This window comes from Labilibaculum manganireducens, from assembly GCF_002843385.1.
GTDB lineage: Bacteria > Bacteroidota > Bacteroidia > Bacteroidales > Marinifilaceae > Labilibaculum > Labilibaculum manganireducens.
In genome coordinates this window covers 42,178-60,431 of the sequence record NZ_MVDE01000031.1, presented here as the reverse complement: position 1 = coordinate 60,431, position 18,254 = coordinate 42,178, and the positions used below count along the sequence as shown (strand labels likewise).

Annotated in this window: 12 protein-coding genes; 6 read left to right on the top strand and 6 right to left on the bottom strand. The window is 35.2% G+C overall.

Annotation, left to right across the window (positions count from 1 at the left end):
- Window positions 1–339 precede the first annotated feature (339 nt).
- Entirely contained in the window at window positions 340–1,812 is a 1,473-nt protein-coding gene (cysS, locus tag BZG01_RS16665) for a cysteine--tRNA ligase (RefSeq protein WP_101310980.1), read from the bottom strand.
- A 553-nt stretch (window positions 1,813–2,365) separates the two neighbouring features.
- Here cysS and rnr point away from each other — a divergent pair.
- Together rnr and BZG01_RS16655 are read left to right on the top strand one after the other, a co-directional pair.
- Window positions 2,366–4,531 (top strand): ribonuclease R, encoded by a 2,166-nt coding sequence (gene rnr, locus BZG01_RS16660; protein ID WP_101310979.1) that lies wholly within the window; start codon window positions 2,366–2,368, stop codon window positions 4,529–4,531.
- A 185-nt stretch (window positions 4,532–4,716) separates the two neighbouring features.
- The gene (locus BZG01_RS16655; protein WP_101310978.1) at window positions 4,717–6,069 is read left to right on the top strand and encodes a sigma-54-dependent transcriptional regulator; all 1,353 of its coding nucleotides are present in this window, start codon (window positions 4,717–4,719) and stop codon (window positions 6,067–6,069) included.
- A gap of 8 nt (window positions 6,070–6,077) precedes the next feature.
- On the opposite strand, the gene BZG01_RS16650 is transcribed toward BZG01_RS16655, so the two are convergent.
- Entirely contained in the window at window positions 6,078–8,624 is a 2,547-nt protein-coding gene (locus BZG01_RS16650; RefSeq protein WP_101310977.1) for a response regulator, read from the bottom strand.
- A 345-nt stretch (window positions 8,625–8,969) separates the two neighbouring features.
- Here BZG01_RS16650 and BZG01_RS16645 point away from each other — a divergent pair, with 345 nt between their 5' ends.
- From BZG01_RS16645 to BZG01_RS16635, 3 genes are all read left to right on the top strand, one after another.
- Window positions 8,970–9,833, top strand: coding sequence for a Cbp1 family collagen-binding glycoprotein adhesin (locus BZG01_RS16645; protein WP_101310976.1), 864 nt, complete (start codon window positions 8,970–8,972; stop codon window positions 9,831–9,833).
- A 167-nt stretch (window positions 9,834–10,000) separates the two neighbouring features.
- Window positions 10,001–10,387, top strand: a complete 387-nt coding sequence (locus tag BZG01_RS16640; RefSeq protein WP_101310975.1) for a hypothetical protein — start codon at window positions 10,001–10,003, stop codon at window positions 10,385–10,387.
- A gap of 263 nt (window positions 10,388–10,650) precedes the next feature.
- Complete coding sequence (locus BZG01_RS16635) at window positions 10,651–10,926, top strand: hypothetical protein (RefSeq protein WP_101310974.1); 276 nt, start codon at window positions 10,651–10,653, stop codon at window positions 10,924–10,926.
- Window positions 10,927–11,328: 402 nt separating this feature from the next.
- On the opposite strand, the gene BZG01_RS16630 is transcribed toward BZG01_RS16635, so the two are convergent.
- The 4 genes from BZG01_RS16630 to ileS all read right to left on the bottom strand — a co-directional run bounded on the left by BZG01_RS16630 (window position 11,329) and on the right by ileS (window position 17,113).
- Window positions 11,329–12,072, bottom strand: coding sequence for a LytR/AlgR family response regulator transcription factor (locus BZG01_RS16630; protein ID WP_101310973.1), 744 nt, complete (start codon window positions 12,070–12,072; stop codon window positions 11,329–11,331).
- 453 nt (window positions 12,073–12,525) lie between these two features.
- Entirely contained in the window at window positions 12,526–13,137 is a 612-nt protein-coding gene (locus tag BZG01_RS16625) for a lipoprotein signal peptidase (protein WP_101310972.1), read from the bottom strand.
- Window positions 13,138–13,262: 125 nt separating this feature from the next.
- Window positions 13,263–13,637, bottom strand: a complete 375-nt coding sequence (locus BZG01_RS16620) for a TraR/DksA family transcriptional regulator (RefSeq protein WP_101310971.1) — start codon at window positions 13,635–13,637, stop codon at window positions 13,263–13,265.
- Window positions 13,638–13,672: 35 nt separating this feature from the next.
- On the bottom strand, window positions 13,673–17,113 hold the full coding sequence (gene ileS / locus BZG01_RS16615) for an isoleucine--tRNA ligase (protein WP_101310970.1): 3,441 nt from the start codon (window positions 17,111–17,113) through the stop codon (window positions 13,673–13,675).
- A 649-nt stretch (window positions 17,114–17,762) separates the two neighbouring features.
- Here ileS and BZG01_RS16610 point away from each other — a divergent pair.
- Window positions 17,763–18,173, top strand: a complete 411-nt coding sequence (locus BZG01_RS16610) for an OsmC family protein (RefSeq protein ID WP_101310969.1) — start codon at window positions 17,763–17,765, stop codon at window positions 18,171–18,173.
- Window positions 18,174–18,254 lie beyond the last annotated feature (81 nt).

Genomic DNA, 18,254 nt, shown 5'->3' with positions numbered 1-18,254 from the left:
TTTGTTGTTTTGGACAACAGGTTATGAGATCTCTCGGGATAAGATAACGTACTTTCGTCACGTCCTACTTGATTTACTCTTAGTGGTTACGGTTGACTTTTGGGTTTTCCCAATCCATAGCTCGGTTACCCACACTAATAAGCCTTATATCAAGTTTCTGTTCGTTAGAACGATGACTTTGCTGATGGCTTCCTTCAGATTTGGGGTCGCCCCCAACACCCTTGCCAATTGCTAGTTCTTCCTGTCAACTCGGCGAACTCAAGAACGTTTCATCTTGATAGCACGTTACCATGCCCGACATACTAAAAAAACTGCCCTGATCAGTCAGGACAGTTTGTATTATTTTAAGATTTCCCATTCATAACCGTTTTTGGTGTCTTTTACAACAATGCCCAAATTGGTCAATTCATCTCTTATTTTATCAGCAGTAGCCCAGTCTTTATTCTTTTTGGCCTCGTCGCGGGTCGACAGCAGCAAACGGACAACCTTATCGAGTATCTCGTTATTCCCTCCCGTTTCACCTTCATCTTTCAGGCCCAACACATCAAACACCAAATTGTGATACAAATCCTTTAAAACAGAAAGATCAGAAGCAGTAATCGTTTCCTTTCCAACAGCCAATGAATTGATCATCTTCACTCCATCAAACAAATGAGCAATTAATACCGGTGTATTAAAATCGTCATTTAATGCCTCATAACACTTCGCTTTTAATTCCTCTACTGAATTGGAAGAAGAAGCCGATGCTTGTATTTTATCTATCGTTGCAACAGCTGTCATCAAACGTTTAAAACCTTTTTCTGCTGCCTGAAGCGCATCGTTTGAGAAATCCAAGGGACTGCGGTAATGAGCCTGCAACATGAAAAAGCGAACCGTCATCGGGCTGTATGCCTGTTCCAGCACATCATTCTCTCCTGAAAACATAGAAGATAAATTCACAAAGTTTCCCAATGATTTACCCATCTTCTGACCATTGATGGTGATCATGTTGTTATGCATCCAGTATTTTACAGCTTCGTGACCATTTGATCCTGTCGATTGAGCAATCTCACATTCGTGATGCGGAAATTGCAGATCCAATCCACCTCCGTGGATATCAAATTTAGCACCCAGGTATTTCTGACTCATTGCGGAACATTCCAGATGCCAGCCAGGAAATCCATCACTCCATTTCGAAGGCCAGCGCATAATGTGCTCCGGACTTGCTTTTTTCCAAAGCGCAAAGTCGAAACTATTTTTCTTTTCGCTCTGTCCATCCAAATCTCGGGTATTCGAAAGCAGTTCTTCTATTTTTCTACCTGATAACTTGCCGTAATCATATTTTTTGCTGTATGCTTCTACATCAAAATAGACAGAACCTTCACTCTCATAGGCAAATCCATTTGCAAACAATTTATCAATCACTTCCATTTGCTCAATAATATGTCCTGATGCACGAGGCTCGATACTTGGCTTCAATACATTCAAATCTTGCATATCATTGTGATAGCGATCGGTAAAAAACTGCACTATTTCCATTGGCTCCAGTTGTTCCAAACGAGCCTTTTTGGCAATTTTATCTTCGCCCTCATCTGCATCATTCACCAAATGCCCTACATCGGTAATGTTTCTAACGTAGCGTACTTTGTATCCAAGATGCATTAAGTAACGAAAAACCAAATCGAATGTGATTGCTGGCCGGGCATGACCCAAATGCGCATCACCATATACCGTAGGACCGCATACATACAGCCCAACATGGGGAGCATTAATGGGTTCAAACAATTCTTTTTTACGATTTAGAGTATTATAAATGAACAACTTATTTTCCATAACTGTAATATAATCGAAATTCTATTGGGAGTGTAAAATTATAAAAAATTATTGCTCGCCATAAAATATCTTGCGAATAACTTTAGAATTCTGATAGATAGGCACCATTTCATCCTAATTTTGAACTTCCCGAAGAAGTAGATTCCGAAAAAACTCCTTTCAACTCAAAAGTTTGGGCTTAAAATCAACAATAAAACAGTAAGTTCAATCATAATCCACTCTTTTTATTGTCTATATAGATTCCTTCACTATCTTTGTGACATAAAATATTCTTTCCAATATCCTTAATTGCGATTACCGTCATCAGCAATGGTTACTTTAAAACATTCACCTTCCTAATTGAATGTAAGGGAAAATCAACAAAAAGGAAATAACAACAAGAATTATATAGAAATTAATCGAACTAGAATAGTATAGATACAGTTCATAGCCTGAGAAGAAAACCTTAACAATGTAATATTGATTTTAAGATTCAAAATACATTTTTTATTCTTACTTTAAACTGTCAACTCATACATGATTAATTCAATAGTAGAATTATAAAATTTAAGAAATGTCAAAAAAAAATAGAAAAGAAAATAAAAAAGAAAGCCCAAAATATAACCGCAGTAGTCTAACAAAACTAATTGATGGAATATTTGCCCAAAACCCAACAAAAACGCTCAATTACAAACAGATTTCAGGCGAATTAGGGATTAAGGATATGGGCACTAAACAGCTCGTGGTCGGAATTCTTTGCGATATGGTTGATTTAGATGTTTTGAGCGAAATTTCCACAGGGAAATACAAATTAAAATCGAAAATTGGCAACATCACGGGCAAAGTAGACATGACTGCGCGAGGATCTGCATTTATTGTTTCGGAAGAAATTGAAGAAGATGTTTTTGTATCGCAGGCAAATTTAAATAGAGCTTTACATGGTGATATCGTTAAAGTTTCCTTGTATGCACGTAAAAAAAGCAAGCAACCCGAAGGCGAAGTGGTCGAAATCGTTAAAAGGAAAAAAACCACTTTTGTAGGAATCGTTGATGTTTCTAAAAACTATGCGTTTCTGGTTTCATCGGGCAAACAAATGCCATACGATATTTTTATTCCTTTGGCAAAGTTAAATGGTGCACAAAATGGCGATAAGGCAATTGCACAAATAACCGAATGGCCTAAAAAATCGAAAAATCCGGTTGGTCAGATTACAACTGTTTTGGGTAAACCCGGTGATAACAACACCGAGATGCATGCGATTTTGGCTGAGTTTGATCTGCCTCATATTTTCCCCGAAAATGTAAACGAAGCCGCAGAGGAAATATCCGATGTAATAACAAAAGAAGAAATTGCTCTTCGCAGAGACTTCAGAGAGGCCACAACCTTCACCATCGATCCGCACGATGCGAAAGATTTTGATGATGCATTGTCGATTCGGGCTTTGGAGAATGGAAACTGGGAAATTGGTGTTCACATTGCTGATGTTACACATTACGTAAGAAAAGGGAGTATCATTGAACAAGAAGCTTTCGACAGAGCAACCTCTGTTTATTTGGTAGACCGTGTGGTTCCAATGTTACCGGAACGTTTATCGAACGGAATTTGTTCCCTGAGACCCAATGAGGAAAAATTAACTTTTTCTGCTGTTTTCGAAATGGATGATACTGCAGATGTAATCAATACATGGATTGGTAAAACCGTAATTAATTCGAACCGACGATTCACCTACGAAGAGGCACAGGAGATTATTGAAACCGGAGAAGGAGATTTTAGTGAAGAAGTTCTTGAATTGGATAAACTGGCTAAATTGCTGCGTAAAAGAAGATTCAAAAAAGGAGCAATTGATTTTGATCGTTTCGAAGTAAAATTTGATATTGATGAAGCGGGTAAACCAACACGCGTTTATTTTAAAGAATCAAAAGATTCGAACAAGCTAATTGAGGAATTTATGCTCTTGGCCAACAAACGTGTTGCTGAAGTTGTTGGACGTGTACCAAAAGGCAAAACTGCTAAAACATTTGTTTACAGAACTCATGACCAGCCAAATCCTGAAAAACTAAATACTTTCAACCAATTTATTCAAAAATTCGGATACAGTTTAAAAACAACAAATCCGGGAGCCATATCCAGTTCGCTAAACGCTTTATTGCACGATGTAAAAGGTGAAACCATTCAAAATCTGGTGGAAACTTTAGCGATTCGCTCCATGGCAAAAGCCGAATATTCTACCGTAAATATTGGTCATTATGGATTGCATTTCGATCATTACTCACACTTCACATCGCCAATTAGAAGGTATCCCGATATGATGGCTCACAGATTACTGGAGAAATATTTTTCGGGTGCTAAATCGGTAAATAAAGAGAAATACGAAGAGTATTGCCGTCATTGCAGTGAAATGGAGCAAAAAGCAGCACAAGCCGAACGGGCATCCATAAAATACAAACAGGTGGAATTCATGCAGGAACATCTTGGTCAGGAGTTTGTGGGAACAATATCCGGCGTAACCGAATGGGGCTTTTACGTGGAATTGGATGAAAACAAATGCGAAGGAATGGTTTCAATTCGTGAGTTGGAAGATGATTTCTATGAATTTGACGAAGACAACTATTGTATTGTTGGACGCAATCATCGTAAAATTTATCAACTGGGAGATAAAGTTGAAATTTTGGTTGCCAAAGCAAATTTGGTTGCCAAGCAACTTGATTTTGTATTAGCTGATTCTGAAAAAAATATATAATTCAAAAAAAACGCAAAGCAAGGTCGGATCTCTCATTTGAAATCCGGCCTTTTTCTATTGTTAATCAATTTAATAAAACACATTTCTTAATAAATAATAAAATGAGAGGCATCATTTCATTCATCCACTCTTTTTATGTAATTTTGATTGAAACCCACACATATTAAATAAAGGTAAGGTTCCGCATGAAAAAGATATTGATAATTGATGATGATCCAACTATTTGCCTGATGCTTCAGGGCTTGTTAAAGCGTAAAAACTTTGATGCAGATACTGTGTTTTCTGCCGGAGAAGCATTAAAAAAGTTGGAGATTAATCAATTTGATCTTGTATTAAGTGATTTCCGTTTGCCTGATTTTGATGGATTGGAACTTCTCCAAAAAATAAAATCAATGCATCCTCATGTTCCCGTTATCATTATGACTTCTTATGCTGATATAAGAACCGCTGTGAGTGCAATAAAAATGGGCGCGTTTGAATATGTAACCAAACCGCTTAACCCAGATGAAATACTCTTGCTAATCAATTCTGCTCTTGCAAAATCAGAAGAACCTAAAAGTTCTAAAAATTCACAAGAGAAGAAGAACAAAGAAGAGCTTGAATTTGTAAGTGGAAACAGTCCAAATTCCTTACAAATTGACCAGTACATTAAATTGGTGGCACCCACAGATATGTCTGTTATTATTGAGGGGGAGAGTGGTACTGGAAAAGAAATTGCAGCCCGAAGAATTCACTTTGACAGTAAAAGAAAAAAGAAAGCTTTTGTTGCCGTTGATTGTGGTGCTTTATCAACAGATTTAGCAGGAAGCGAACTGTTCGGTCATATAAAAGGTTCATTTACCGGGGCAATAAACGATAAAGAAGGTCAATTTGAATCAGCTCAGGGAGGAACCTTGTTTCTGGACGAAATAGGAAATTTATCCTATGAAATTCAAATGAAGCTGTTAAGGGCTTTGCAAGAACGTAAAGTTCGTAGAATTGGAAGCAATAAAGATATTGATGTCGATGTCCGGATTGTTGTTGCTACCAATGAAGACTTATCAGTAGCAGTAAATAATGGAGACTTTAGAGAAGATCTTTACCATCGTTTAAACGAATTCAAAATTACTGTTCCTGCCTTGCGAAACAGAATTGAAGATATTGAATTGTTTTCGAATTATTTTCTCGAACTATCCAATAATGAGCTGAATAAAGAAATAACCGGATTTAGCTCCGAGGTTTTGGAAAAATTCAAATCTTATTCATGGCCGGGCAATTTAAGAGAGCTTCGAAATGTTATAAGAAGATCTGTTTTGCTTAGTCCTGAAAAGAAAGTAGAACTAACCAGTCTACCCCATGAAATCTTAAATAACAATGCCAATAGTAGTTTTATTGTGGAAGGTTCCAATCTTAAATTAATTCAGGCTGCAAACGAAAAGGAGTTAATTGTATCCACGCTCCGAAAGGTGAACTATAACAAATCGAAAGCCGCCAGAATGCTTAATATCGACAGAAAAACCTTATACAATAAGATTAAACAATACGGAATCGATATTTAAAAATAGACTTAGGCAATAATTTCATCACGAATAGATGATATTACTAAATTTGTATTGGCAGTAACAGTTGCAACCAACTCTCTTATCTCTTCGTGGTTTATCTCAGCATTTTCTTTTTTATGAAGAATGGTTTCCAATCGCGTTAAAATAGGAACCACAATTACAACCCTAAGCTGGTTAAACGAAGAAAGCATCTTATGAGCAATTTCACCAATAGCCAGATAATTTTTATCAATCAAAGCTTTATTCAATAAATCGACATTTTCGTGTGCAGAAACAATAAACTGCTCCAATATCTGATTAACTAATCCCTGATCATCGGAGGTAAATTGCTTAATTTGAGTTAAGTCGAAAAGATCATCCGACATTGTTTTGTCAGTACCTTTTAATTCAATTCTCTCTTCTTTCGCATTCCCAAATAAATCTCGAAGCATTCCCATCAGAACAGCCTCATCGAATGGTTTCACAAGGCAATCTGTCATTCCCGATTGTATATACTGTTTTAAATCCGACTCTCTCACATTCGCCGTTAAAGCAATAATTGGAATCTCAGATTTTTGGGTTTGCTCCAATTTTCTAATATTTTTACACAGCTCAATTCCTCCCATTTCAGGCATGTGAATATCTGTAAGAATCAGATCGTAATCTTTTTGCCTGATCAAATCGAAGGCCTTAGATCCATCTTCCACAAAATCTGCCTGCAAGCCCCAACTGGAAAAAATAGTTTTTAACAGTAACAAGCTGTATGGATCGTCATCTGCAACCAAAAAGGATTTTTGCTTTAAAAAATCAGGAATTAGAACCTCTCTTAATCCTTTATGCTCAGTCACCTCTTCTTTCGATTCCAATAATGGTATCCGTAAAGTAAAACAAGATCCTTCACCCAACTTACTCTCTACATACAAATCACCACCTAACAATCGTGATAATCTTCTGCTAATTGCCAAACCCAATCCTGTTCCACCATACTTCCTTGCCGAAAACGAATCTGCCTGACTGAAATCTTCAAAAATTGTTTCTAATTTATTCTCATCAATTCCAATTCCTGTATCAATTACATTGACTTCGAACATAAAGTACTTATCGATTTGAACAACAGATGATTTGATTCTAACAGATCCCTTCGAAGTAAATTTTATGGCATTACTACCCAAATTCAATAGAATCTGTTTAATTCGAAACGGATCACTATCCAAATTAATCTGAGAATCCCCATCGTATTCCCAAGTAAAATCGATTTCCCTATTTTCAGCATTAATCTTCAGAACATCAAATACGTCAAAAACCAGTGAATAAGGTTGAAACGCAATATTTTCAATATGTAGTTTGCCAGCTTCAATTTTCGACAAATCGAGAATTTCATTGACCAAGCCAAGTAAATGTTTCGAAGAGTTTTTAAGAACCCGTACGAATCCCTGTTGCTGTTCTTCTAATTTTGTTTTATTCAGCTGATTTGTAAAACCAATTATGGCATTAAGAGGAGTTCTTATCTCGTGACTCATAATGGCTAAAAAGTCCTCTTTCACTTTTGCCAATTTTTCTGCTTTCCCTTTAGCAACAATCAATTCCTTTCGGTAAAAATTACTTTTAGTGATATCGGTAAGAATGAAAATTATAAACAGAATTCCCAATATAAAACCAACAATAATAATTACAGAAATCACAAATATTGAATTACTCGCTATCATTTTAGCACTATCGGATTCATGAGTTAATTGCTGCAATCTTTCCTTTTCCAACTGACGCAATAAAATTTTAATTTTATCCCACATTAATGAGTTTTCCTCAACTAAACGCAATTCTTCATTCGAAACAATCTCTCTGTTTAATCGCTCTTTGGCCTGAGCAGTAATCAACATATTCTCTAAACTTCTCAACAAACTATCGGCTTGTGGCAAATAACTAGTATCAACCTGAATTTGAGTTCGTTGAATTACAGTTTCAATGGAATCTATTTTGGTTTCACTCTTTTTGCCACTAAAAAGTCTGGCAACAAATCCTTTCTTCTTCTTTTCCTTCACCTCAGCCGGACTAACAACTGTATCCAAAAACGTTGTAGTAGTTGTGGTAGTCTTAATTTTGGTTTTTGCCGCATCAGAGACTTCACTTAGTTGCTCCATCGCTTTTTGAGAAAGATTTTCCTTCTCTTTTGATCTTTTTAATTCAACAAACTTCTCTAATTTATCAGCACGTTCCTCCAATAAATAATTCATTGAATCAATTAATAAAAACGATTTACTACTATCATCACTAAAATATCTAAGGGAATCCAAATCATTTTGAATCTCTATAATATTTTCAGCATAATTAGCCAGGTATCGTTCCTTTTTTGTTAATGAATAAATTCTGATTTTATTTTCAGCTTCCGATAAATTTGTCAAAATCCGGTTCATTCTGGCAATCTCGGCATCCGGTTTCGATAAGTATATAACAGAATCCAGAAGTTTATTATAAGACTGGTAAGCAATCAAGACAGAAGCAAAAATAGCCAGGAACACAAATATGTACCCTGCAACTACTTTTACCTTTATATTACTTCTACTTTCTGATACCATTTGAATTTATTTGTTTTCTTATATCACAGTAAGGTTTAAATTCTTTAAGGTAAAGTTAATAAGAATATTTTTAGTCCGTGCTCAAAATACTGGTACACATTCCTTTAAACAACCCTTAACCTTTTGGGTATTTTATACCCATGAACTGGGGAAATATTCCCCAACTCCGATTCCTCAACTCTAAAACCGCAATCTATCCGCGCAAACGAAACAGCGCATTAATCACTGATAACATGTAAGTTATAATGAATAGATGAATAATCTCCTTTGGCGTATAATCTTGGCATGATATTCATATATGTAATAGAAACAAGATAATGAAACCTAATCTCTAAAAACTAATTTATGAAACGTATTCTTATAGCATTGCTGTTTGTTCCATTATTTATCTCATGTAATCAAAAAGAGTTAAAACAATTAAGAGAACAAAACCAGCAGCTAACTGTAATGGCTCAGGAAAAAGATTCTTCGATTAATGAATTTATTGGATCATTAAATTCAATTGAAGAAAATCTTGAAATGATTAAGCAAAAAGAAAATATTATTGCAGTTAACTCTGAGAATCCTAATCAATCTCAAAAACAAAAAATTGCAAGTGATTTAACTTCAATCAATAATTTGTTAGAACAAAACAAATTAAAAATTGAAGAATTAGACAAAAAATTAAATAATAGCTGGTATCAAAACTCTAAGCTACGCAAATTAACTGATCGTTTAAAAACGGAATTGGAAGCTAAAGAAGGTGAAATTATTGTTCTGAATGACAAAGTAGCTAAATTGAACATTGAAGTAGATAACTTAAATGGACAAGTGACTGAGCTAAATGGAACTGTGTTGGCTTTAAATACTGAAAACGAAAACAAAACGAAAGTAATTGAAAACGCAACAAACGAACTAAATACAGCTTACTATATATTTGGAACCAGCAAAGAATTACAAGAGAAAAATGTAATTACCAAAGACGGTGGATTTATCGGAATTGGAAAAACAGCAGTTCTTAATAAAGATTTTAATACAAGTGAATTTGAAAAAATTGATATCACCAAAGTTACTACTATTCCTGTCATCGGGAAGAAGATTAGTTTTGTAACAAATCATCCAAGCAGCTCTTATAAGGTTGAGGGAGTTGAGACAGTTGAAGGCATTACAATCCTGGATCCGGTTGAATTCTGGAAATCTTCAAAGTATTTGGTAATCGCGGTACGATAATCAATACATGGTTGAGTTTTAAGGTTGTCCAAGAAAGGCTGTCAGGAGTGACGGCCTTTCTTATGCTTTCTATTTTGTAATCAATATTCAAATGATGAAACTGTTTTGATTGTTCATGAGTTTTTGTATTTTAGTGTTTTAATTTGATTTAAATAAAAATAACATTCATGAAAGAAGCATATCAAATCAATAAAGTTTATTCTATAATCCTAATACTTGTTGGATTAATTGGAGTTTCAGCAAGGTACTTTGATGCAGGAGATTGGCAATTGACAGCCTTGATTCCTACTTTCTTTGGACTTATACTGTACTTTTGCACCACAGGCATTCAGAAAGAGAATGCCGCAGTAGGACATGTTGCTGCACTTGTAACAAGCCTAATAATAATCATGTCTCTAGTGATGCTGTCGAAAGGTATTTTTGGAGATGCAGGATGGGGCAGAAAACAATGGATATTCCTCATTATAATAGCTGGTGGAATATGGAGTTTACGCAGTCAGATATTATACTTTAAAGCACAACGAAAAAGAAAAGCCAATCAAACTAAATCATAAAAAAGCCCTAACGGGCTTTTTTGCTTATAATACGATTCAACTTCTCAAAAAACAAAACCAAATTTCATTTATAAAATAGGAATCACTTTCTGAAATATCTTTTATAGGTTCGATTAGTATCACTATTATTTTTTCACTCAAAAATACTAGCTTTTCACTAAAACATTCATGCCATCCACTCATTTAATTTTTTTCACAAATTTGTTAACTTAATATTTGTTTTTAGGAATTATATCCTGCAATACAATAATTAATAAACAAAGATGGAAAAATCAGAAGTAACAACAGGTGCTTATACTCCTTACAGCACAAAGATTTCAAAAGAAGCTAAAGATATATTTCAAAAAGCCACTGAGGATCTGGTAGGAGTTGAATATAGTCCTTTCGCTGTAGCTTGCCAAATTGTTGGCGGAACCAACTTCAGATTCATTTGCAATGCTAAAGAAGTCTCTCCAAATGCTCCTGCCACGGTTGCAATGATTGAAATTTATCAACCTATAAACGGCATTCCCCGGATTTCTGAAATTAGTAGATGTTAAGTTAAAAAATCCTAAGGCTAATCCAAAGAAACAGAATAACTTTACTTACACACTTTATGGGATACTGCTTACGCAAAATCGCTTAATCTAAAAAAGAGGCTGTCTCCTAACTATGAAACTGCCTCTTTTTCAATTCCAGTAACTCCTTTTCCTATTATGTCTCTAATTTATATGCACTATCCTCTCCTTTTGATACTTCTACAGCCAGTTCCAATAATTCAACAAAAAATAATTAAGAATATATCTGGATATTTCAGAATAATTGTACCAGATGTTTCGGTAATATTAAGTGTATCTACTTCAATTCGTTTCAACAAGAACTATAACTTGTTTGCCGTTCTTATTTCTGCTATCATTTCCTGCTGTTCTGTTTGATTAGTTTTACTGGTTGGGAACTGATAATTATATGGTATGCAATAAATCAAACACATTATTGCAGTAAGTTTTTGCAACTGGAATGTGCTGGCCATCAACTATGATCATTTTCCCTTCAAAACCATCAATTTTAGTGAGATTAATTATATATGATCTATGCACCCTAATAAACTGATTTCCCGGCAATTTTGCTGTGAACTTCTTAAGAACAGTTGAGTATAGATAGTCTCCTTTTGTTGTATGAATTACCGTATAGTTATTCTCAGCCCTTAACCAAAATATCTCCTCAAAATTAACTCTGTCAAAATGATTGTTCTTCTTTAAAAACAGACAATTATTTAAATGCTCCAAGGACAAATTTTCTTCTTTATTTTCGCCCAAAGTGTGATTCAACTTCTCACTATTATTCACTGCAATTGTTAATGAAAAATGTATTTGATTTAATGTCGGATTTTGCAATACTATTACACTTGGATTCGCCTCCTTTAGCTTTTCAATACTAATTTGCCCAACAGTTGAAATGAGAAATATAAACGGAATTCTGAATTCACATTTAATGATCTCTGCTAATTGACATCCGTTAAGATCATCGTTCAAATTTACATCAATCAGAACAATATCGATTTCGGTACTCACTAAAAATTCGAGAGCTGCTTTGGAATGAAATACCGTTTTAACTATCTCATAATCCATATCGTTTAAGCAGTTCAGAATTCCTTCATCAATGGCATATTCATCCTCAACTATTAAAATTCGGATCTTACTTTTCATACTCTTTAGTCAATTTAATATAACAATTGCGCAATATCGAATACTTTAAGTATGCTACAGAAGTGTTCTTACATACATCATTCAGATAAAAATTAAAAAAACTACCATTAAGAGAATACTTCCCGTTTGATAGAAATGAATGGTATTTGCATAAATTTACAATTGCTAGTCGTTAGTAGTAGTCTTTATTAACACACAAACTCCTTAATTACAATTCAATCAAGAAATATAATCATAAACATGAGTTTAATAATAAATATAAGACAATCTGAAACAATCAGCAAATAATAATTTATGTTTTGTAAGAAAAAGAAAAGTCACAGGAAAATTTTACCTTACATATTTCCAGACATTTTAACGAATCAGGAATTGGTCAGGCAGTACTTGCTTATCAATAGTACAAAAAGCCCTAAACGGGCTTTTATACTTACTATATTGATATAAATTATTTTTTTATTTATGCTCTTTCATGAAATATTTTCGCTGAAACAAAAGGATAAAAGTAACGCCAATTGTTATGTATGAATCGGCAATATTAAAAACCGGACGAAAGAAAATATAATGTTCTCCGCCCCACATGGGTAACCATTCAGGAAATCTTCCTTCCAGAAGAGGGAAATAAAGCATATCAACTACTTTGCCATGTAAAAAAGATGCATAGCCTCCCGCTTCAGGCATAAAAGTTGAAACCTGATAGTAGCTGTCATTAAAAATTAATCCATAAAAAGCACTGTCAATAATGTTACCCATTGCTCCTGAAAAAATCAAAGCAATTGAAATTACTAATCCCAAAGGCGCTTTCTTAGTCGAGATATCGTACAGATACCACCCAATACCGCAAACAGCAAATATTCGAAACAAACTTAAAAGAATTTTCCCCCACTGACCTTCTAATTCCATTCCGAAAGCCATTCCATTGTTTTCAATAAAATGAATCAAGAACCAATCCCCGAATACTGAATACTCTTCTCCCAGCATCATATGGGTTTTGATCCAAATTTTTACTACCTGATCCAAAACAAGAAGTAGTACAATAAGTACTACCGATTTTTTAAATAAAGACATATTGACTATTTAATCGTTAACAGCTAATCTATTTCAGATTCCAAATAAATAGAAACCCTGATTTGTAAACAAAAATGATTGGAAGAATATTCTTCCAATCATTAAGATATATTCAATAAAAGATCTTACTGTTTGTTTTTAGCCTCGATACTTAATGTAGCATGAGGAACAGCACGAAGTCTTTCTTTAGCAATTAAATTACCTGTCTCACGACAAATACCATAGGTTTTATTTTCAATGCGGATTAGAGCTATTTCCAGATGAGAAATAAACTTCGCCTGACGTTCAGCTAAACGTCCTGCTTCCTCTTTCGACAATACAGAAGCGCCTTCTTCCAATACTTTAAAAGTAGGTGAAGTATCTTCAGTATCATTTCCAGAACTATTCGAGATTACTGCTTTTAAAGTCACATAATCTTTTTTTGCTTTCTCAAGTTTAGCATTAATCAAATCTTTGAATTCCTGCAACTCTTCGTCTGTATATCGCTTCTTTTCTGCCATTGTTTCTATTTTTTTTAAAGATAACAAAAAATCGATTATTCACTAACTTTTTCAATCTTAATAAAGCTCTCTACACCCTGCTCAATCTCAACTGCTTTAGCTTCATTCTTAGCTAATTTTTCTACTAATTCAATACTAACTGCTAAGGTCTGAGTCCCAATGTATTCTTTATGAGCAATTACAGCATCATTAATAGAATCATGCATCATAATTTGAAGCTTAATTTTATCGGTTACATCAAAATCGCTGTCCTTCCTTAAATTCTGAATTCTATTGATAAACTCACGGGCAATTCCTTCTTTACGTAATTCTTCGGTTATGTTTACGTCCATTGCAACAGTAAGTTTCCCTTCATTTGCAACTAACCATCCTGGAATATCTTCAGAAACAATTTCTACATCTTCAGGAGTCAGGCTGACATTTTCATTGTTTACCACAATTGTGTAACTACCTGCTTTTTCGAAAGCAAGAATATCTTCCTGAGTCATTTTACCAATTTCAGCAGCAATTTGTTTCATTATCTTACCATGCTTTGGCCCTAAGGTCTTAAAGTTAGGCTTGATATTTTTTACTAAAACACCTGTTGTATCGGTAATGAATTCCATTTCCTTCACATTAATTTCTGAAAGAACGATATTCTTAATAGCCTCTAACTGAGGCACCATAGAATCATCAAGAATGGGAATAATAATCTTTTGCAGAGGCTGACGAACACGTATTTTCACTTTACGGCGTAATCCAAGTGACATTGACGAAATCTTCTGAGCCATATCCATTCTTTCTTCCAGTTCAGAATCAATTACTTCTGGATCGTATTTAGGGAAATTCACCAAATGAACCGATTCTTCAGTAAAACGACCGGTAACTGAATTCAGATCTTTAAACAATTGATCCATATAGAAAGGAGCAATTGGTGAAGCCAATACAGAAATGGTCTCTAAACATCTGTACAAAGTTTGGTAAGCAGAAATTTTATCGGTAGAATAGTCTCCACCCCAATATCTTTTTCGACACAAACGAACGTACCAGTTTGATAGGTTTTCATTTACAAAATTCTGAATTGCACGACCGGCACGAGTTGGCTCATAGGCTTCATAACACTCTTCAACTTCTTTAATTAAGGAGTTCAACAGAGAAAGAATCCAACGATCAATTTCAGGGCGCTGTTCCATTGGCACGTCAGCTTCAGAATAAGTAAATCCATCAACATTCGCATACAATTGGAAGAAACTATAAGTATTGTAAAGTGTTCCGAAGAATTTACGGCGAACTTCTTCCACACCACCTAAATCGAATTTCAAGTTATCCCAAGGCTGAGCATTGGTAATCATGTACCAACGCAACGGATCCGAACCATATTTTTCAATGGTTGAAAATGGATCAACTGCATTTCCAAGACGTTTAGACATCTTATTGCCTTTTGCATCCAGCACCAAACCGTTGGAGATGATGTTTTCGAAAGCAACACCATCGAAACACATGGTTGCAATGGCATGCAAAGTAAAGAACCATCCACGGGTTTGATCAACACCTTCGGCAATAAACTGAGCTGGAAACAACTTGTCGAAATTCTCTTTGTTTTCGAAAGGATAATGTTGCTGCGCATATGGCATCGCACCTGAATCAAACCAAACATCAATCAAATCAAGCTCACGGAACAATTTCTGGCCTGTTTCACTCACCAAAACCAAACCATCAACGTATGGTCGGTGCAGGTCGAATTTCTCGTAATTCTCTTTGCTGTTATCTCCTTCGATATAATCGGCCAGGATATTTTCGGTCATGAAACCGGCAACCATCGATTTTTCAATTTCAGCTTTCAATTCTGCAACTGAACCTATACATTTTATTTCAGCGCGATCCTCACTCACCCAAATTGGCAGTGGAGTTCCCCAATAACGGGAGCGGGAAAGATTCCAATCCTGCAGATTCTCCAACCATTTTCCAAAACGACCTTCACCTGTTGATTTAGGTTTCCAGTTAATGGTTTTATTTAGTTCGATCATACGATCGCGGACTTTTGTTGTTTCGATAAACCAAGAATCCAATGGATAGTAAAGAATTGGCTTATCTGTTCTCCAGCAATGTGGATAGTTGTGAACATGCTTCTCGACTTTAAAAGCCAGACTTTCTTTCTTAAGGGCAACAGCAATGTCGATATCTAAAGTCGCATCATCATCTGTTAAGGTTGGATCGTAAGCATTTTTCACAAAACGACCGGCATACTCACCGTAAGCCTCAACATTCACAAATTCTTTTACAAACTCTTCACTTAAATCTTCAATTTTGAAAAATTTCCCGGTACGATCAACCATTGGCTGCATTTTACCTTCTTTATCGCGAAGAATTAGTGGTGAGATACCAGCTACTTTGGCAACCCTGTCATCATCCGCACCAAAAGTTGGAGCGATGTGAACAATACCTGTACCATCTTCTGTTGTTACAAAATCACCTAAGATGACACGGAAAGCATCACCTTCAGGTTTTACCAAAGGCATTAACTGCTCGTAACGAAGACCTTCCAAATCGGCTCCTACATGTTCCGAAAGCGTTTTGTAGGTTAAACGCTTATCGCCAACTTCATATTCTCCCAATTCAAGTCCTTCGTATTTTTTATCAAAGAAATTGTAGAATAAATTTTTAGCCAAAATAACCACACAAGGAATTCCTGTATACGGATTAAAAGTGCGAACACGAACGTATTCGATTTTTGGACCAACAGCCAAAGCGGTATTCGAAGGAAGTGTCCATGGAGTAGTTGTCCATGCAATAAAATAGGCATCGCAATCTATTCCTTCGTAAAGAAATTCGCTTTTCTCATCGCGGGCCACTTTAAACATACCAACAGCTGTAGTATCTTTCACATCTTTATAACAGCCAGGCTGATTTAACTCATGAGTTGATAAACCGGTACCTGCTGCAGGAGAAAACGGTTGGATTGTATATCCTTTGTATAATAAATCTTTCTCAAACAGTTGTTTCAACAACCACCAAAGTGTTTCAATATAACGGTTATCGTAAGTAATATACGGCTCTTCCATATTTACCCAGTAGCCCATTTTAGAAGTTAAATCTTCCCACTCACGGGTATATTTCATTACATTGGTACGACAGGCCAGGTTGTAATCATCAACCGATATTTTAGTCCCAATATCTTCTTTGGTAATTCCCAGTTCTTTCTCAACACCAAGTTCTACAGGCAAGCCATGTGTATCCCATCCTGCTTTACGGTTCACCTGAAATCCCTTTAAAGTTTTGTATCTGCACACAATATCTTTAAGAGCACGAGCCATAACGTGGTGGATACCAGGCATACCATTTGCTGAAGGTGGTCCTTCATAAAAAACAAATGTGGGATTGCCTTCGCGAGTCTGCAAACTCTTCTCGAATGTATTATTCTCGTTCCAATCTTTTAGAATATCCTTGTTGACCTGTGATAGATCAAGATTCTTGTACTCTGGGAATTTAGTGCTCATTTATTGTAAAATTTATCTTGTATTCGCTAATTCCGATCCACATTCGTATTCATCATTAATCCATGCTAATTAGATACTGATTGACAAATGTCTACCGACATTATTCCGACTAAAATTATCTTATCTGTTATAAAAAGTTTACAAATATAGAAAAATTACAAGAATTGATGGTCATAGTGCTTGCAGAATCAAGGGACTAAGCTCTATTTAATCAGTAATAAAAATTGACTTTTTTAGAGCCTTTGCTGATTGCTTATAATTCGAAATTATAAGCTCTGTTTTCGGTTTGAATTTGAAAGTGGAAACAAAAAAAAGATCTCCGAAACATTGCTGTTCAGGAGATCTATTTATCAGACCTTACTTGATCTAATCAGAGCTTTATTATATGTGCGTGTTTCTTATCTAAGAATTAAATCAAATCATGCACTTTGCGAATACCATAAACATCTTACATGCAAAACTCAAAATCCTTTCTGATGCAATTGAAAAAAAATAAAATAAACAAGGAATTTAACTTCTAATCTCATACATTCTGACAAGAGTAAATTTTATTATCTAACTCGTATGAAGATTTTACTATCTATTTTATAATTCTTAAATTCACAAAACTAAAATTGCTTATTACACACTTCACTAAATATAAAACAGCATGACAACTATCAAATCAAAATATCTGGGTGATTTACGGACTGAGTGCATTCATTTGCAATCGGGCAATAAAATTTTTACAGATGCTCCAACTGATAATCAGGGAAAAGGGGAAGCATTTTCGCCTACCGATTTATTAGCAGCCTCACTAGGATCGTGCATTATGACCATAATGGGAATTGTTGCCCGCGATAACAATATTGATATTACCGGAACTGAGCTGGATATCACTAAAATTATGGCGAGTGATCCAAGAAGAGTTGATGAAGTAATTGTTGAATTCAACTTTCCTGATAAAAAATATACTTCAGAGGAAAAACAAATTATTGAAAGCGTAGCAGGAACCAGCCCGGTACCTTTAAGTGTTCATACTAAAATGACACAAACGATTAAATTGAACTGGAAGAGATAAAAGAAAAACAGAACGCAAAGGCGCCAAGGCACAAAGCTATATTTCCTTACATTGTGGCTTAGCGGCCTTGCGTTTCAACTC

Coding starts and splice junctions, on each gene's coding strand:
- cysS (WP_101310980.1), bottom strand. CDS start 1,812: ATGGAAAATAAGTTGTTCATTTATAATACTCTAAATCGTAAAAAAGAA.
- rnr (WP_101310979.1), top strand. CDS start 2,366: ATGTCAAAAAAAAATAGAAAAGAAAATAAAAAAGAAAGCCCAAAATAT.
- BZG01_RS16655 (WP_101310978.1), top strand. CDS start 4,717: ATGAAAAAGATATTGATAATTGATGATGATCCAACTATTTGCCTGATG.
- BZG01_RS16650 (WP_101310977.1), bottom strand. CDS start 8,624: ATGGTATCAGAAAGTAGAAGTAATATAAAGGTAAAAGTAGTTGCAGGG.
- BZG01_RS16645 (WP_101310976.1), top strand. CDS start 8,970: ATGAAACGTATTCTTATAGCATTGCTGTTTGTTCCATTATTTATCTCA.
- BZG01_RS16640 (WP_101310975.1), top strand. CDS start 10,001: ATGAAAGAAGCATATCAAATCAATAAAGTTTATTCTATAATCCTAATA.
- BZG01_RS16635 (WP_101310974.1), top strand. CDS start 10,651: ATGGAAAAATCAGAAGTAACAACAGGTGCTTATACTCCTTACAGCACA.
- BZG01_RS16630 (WP_101310973.1), bottom strand. CDS start 12,072: ATGAAAAGTAAGATCCGAATTTTAATAGTTGAGGATGAATATGCCATT.
- BZG01_RS16625 (WP_101310972.1), bottom strand. CDS start 13,137: ATGTCTTTATTTAAAAAATCGGTAGTACTTATTGTACTACTTCTTGTT.
- BZG01_RS16620 (WP_101310971.1), bottom strand. CDS start 13,637: ATGGCAGAAAAGAAGCGATATACAGACGAAGAGTTGCAGGAATTCAAA.
- ileS (WP_101310970.1), bottom strand. CDS start 17,113: ATGAGCACTAAATTCCCAGAGTACAAGAATCTTGATCTATCACAGGTC.
- BZG01_RS16610 (WP_101310969.1), top strand. CDS start 17,763: ATGACAACTATCAAATCAAAATATCTGGGTGATTTACGGACTGAGTGC.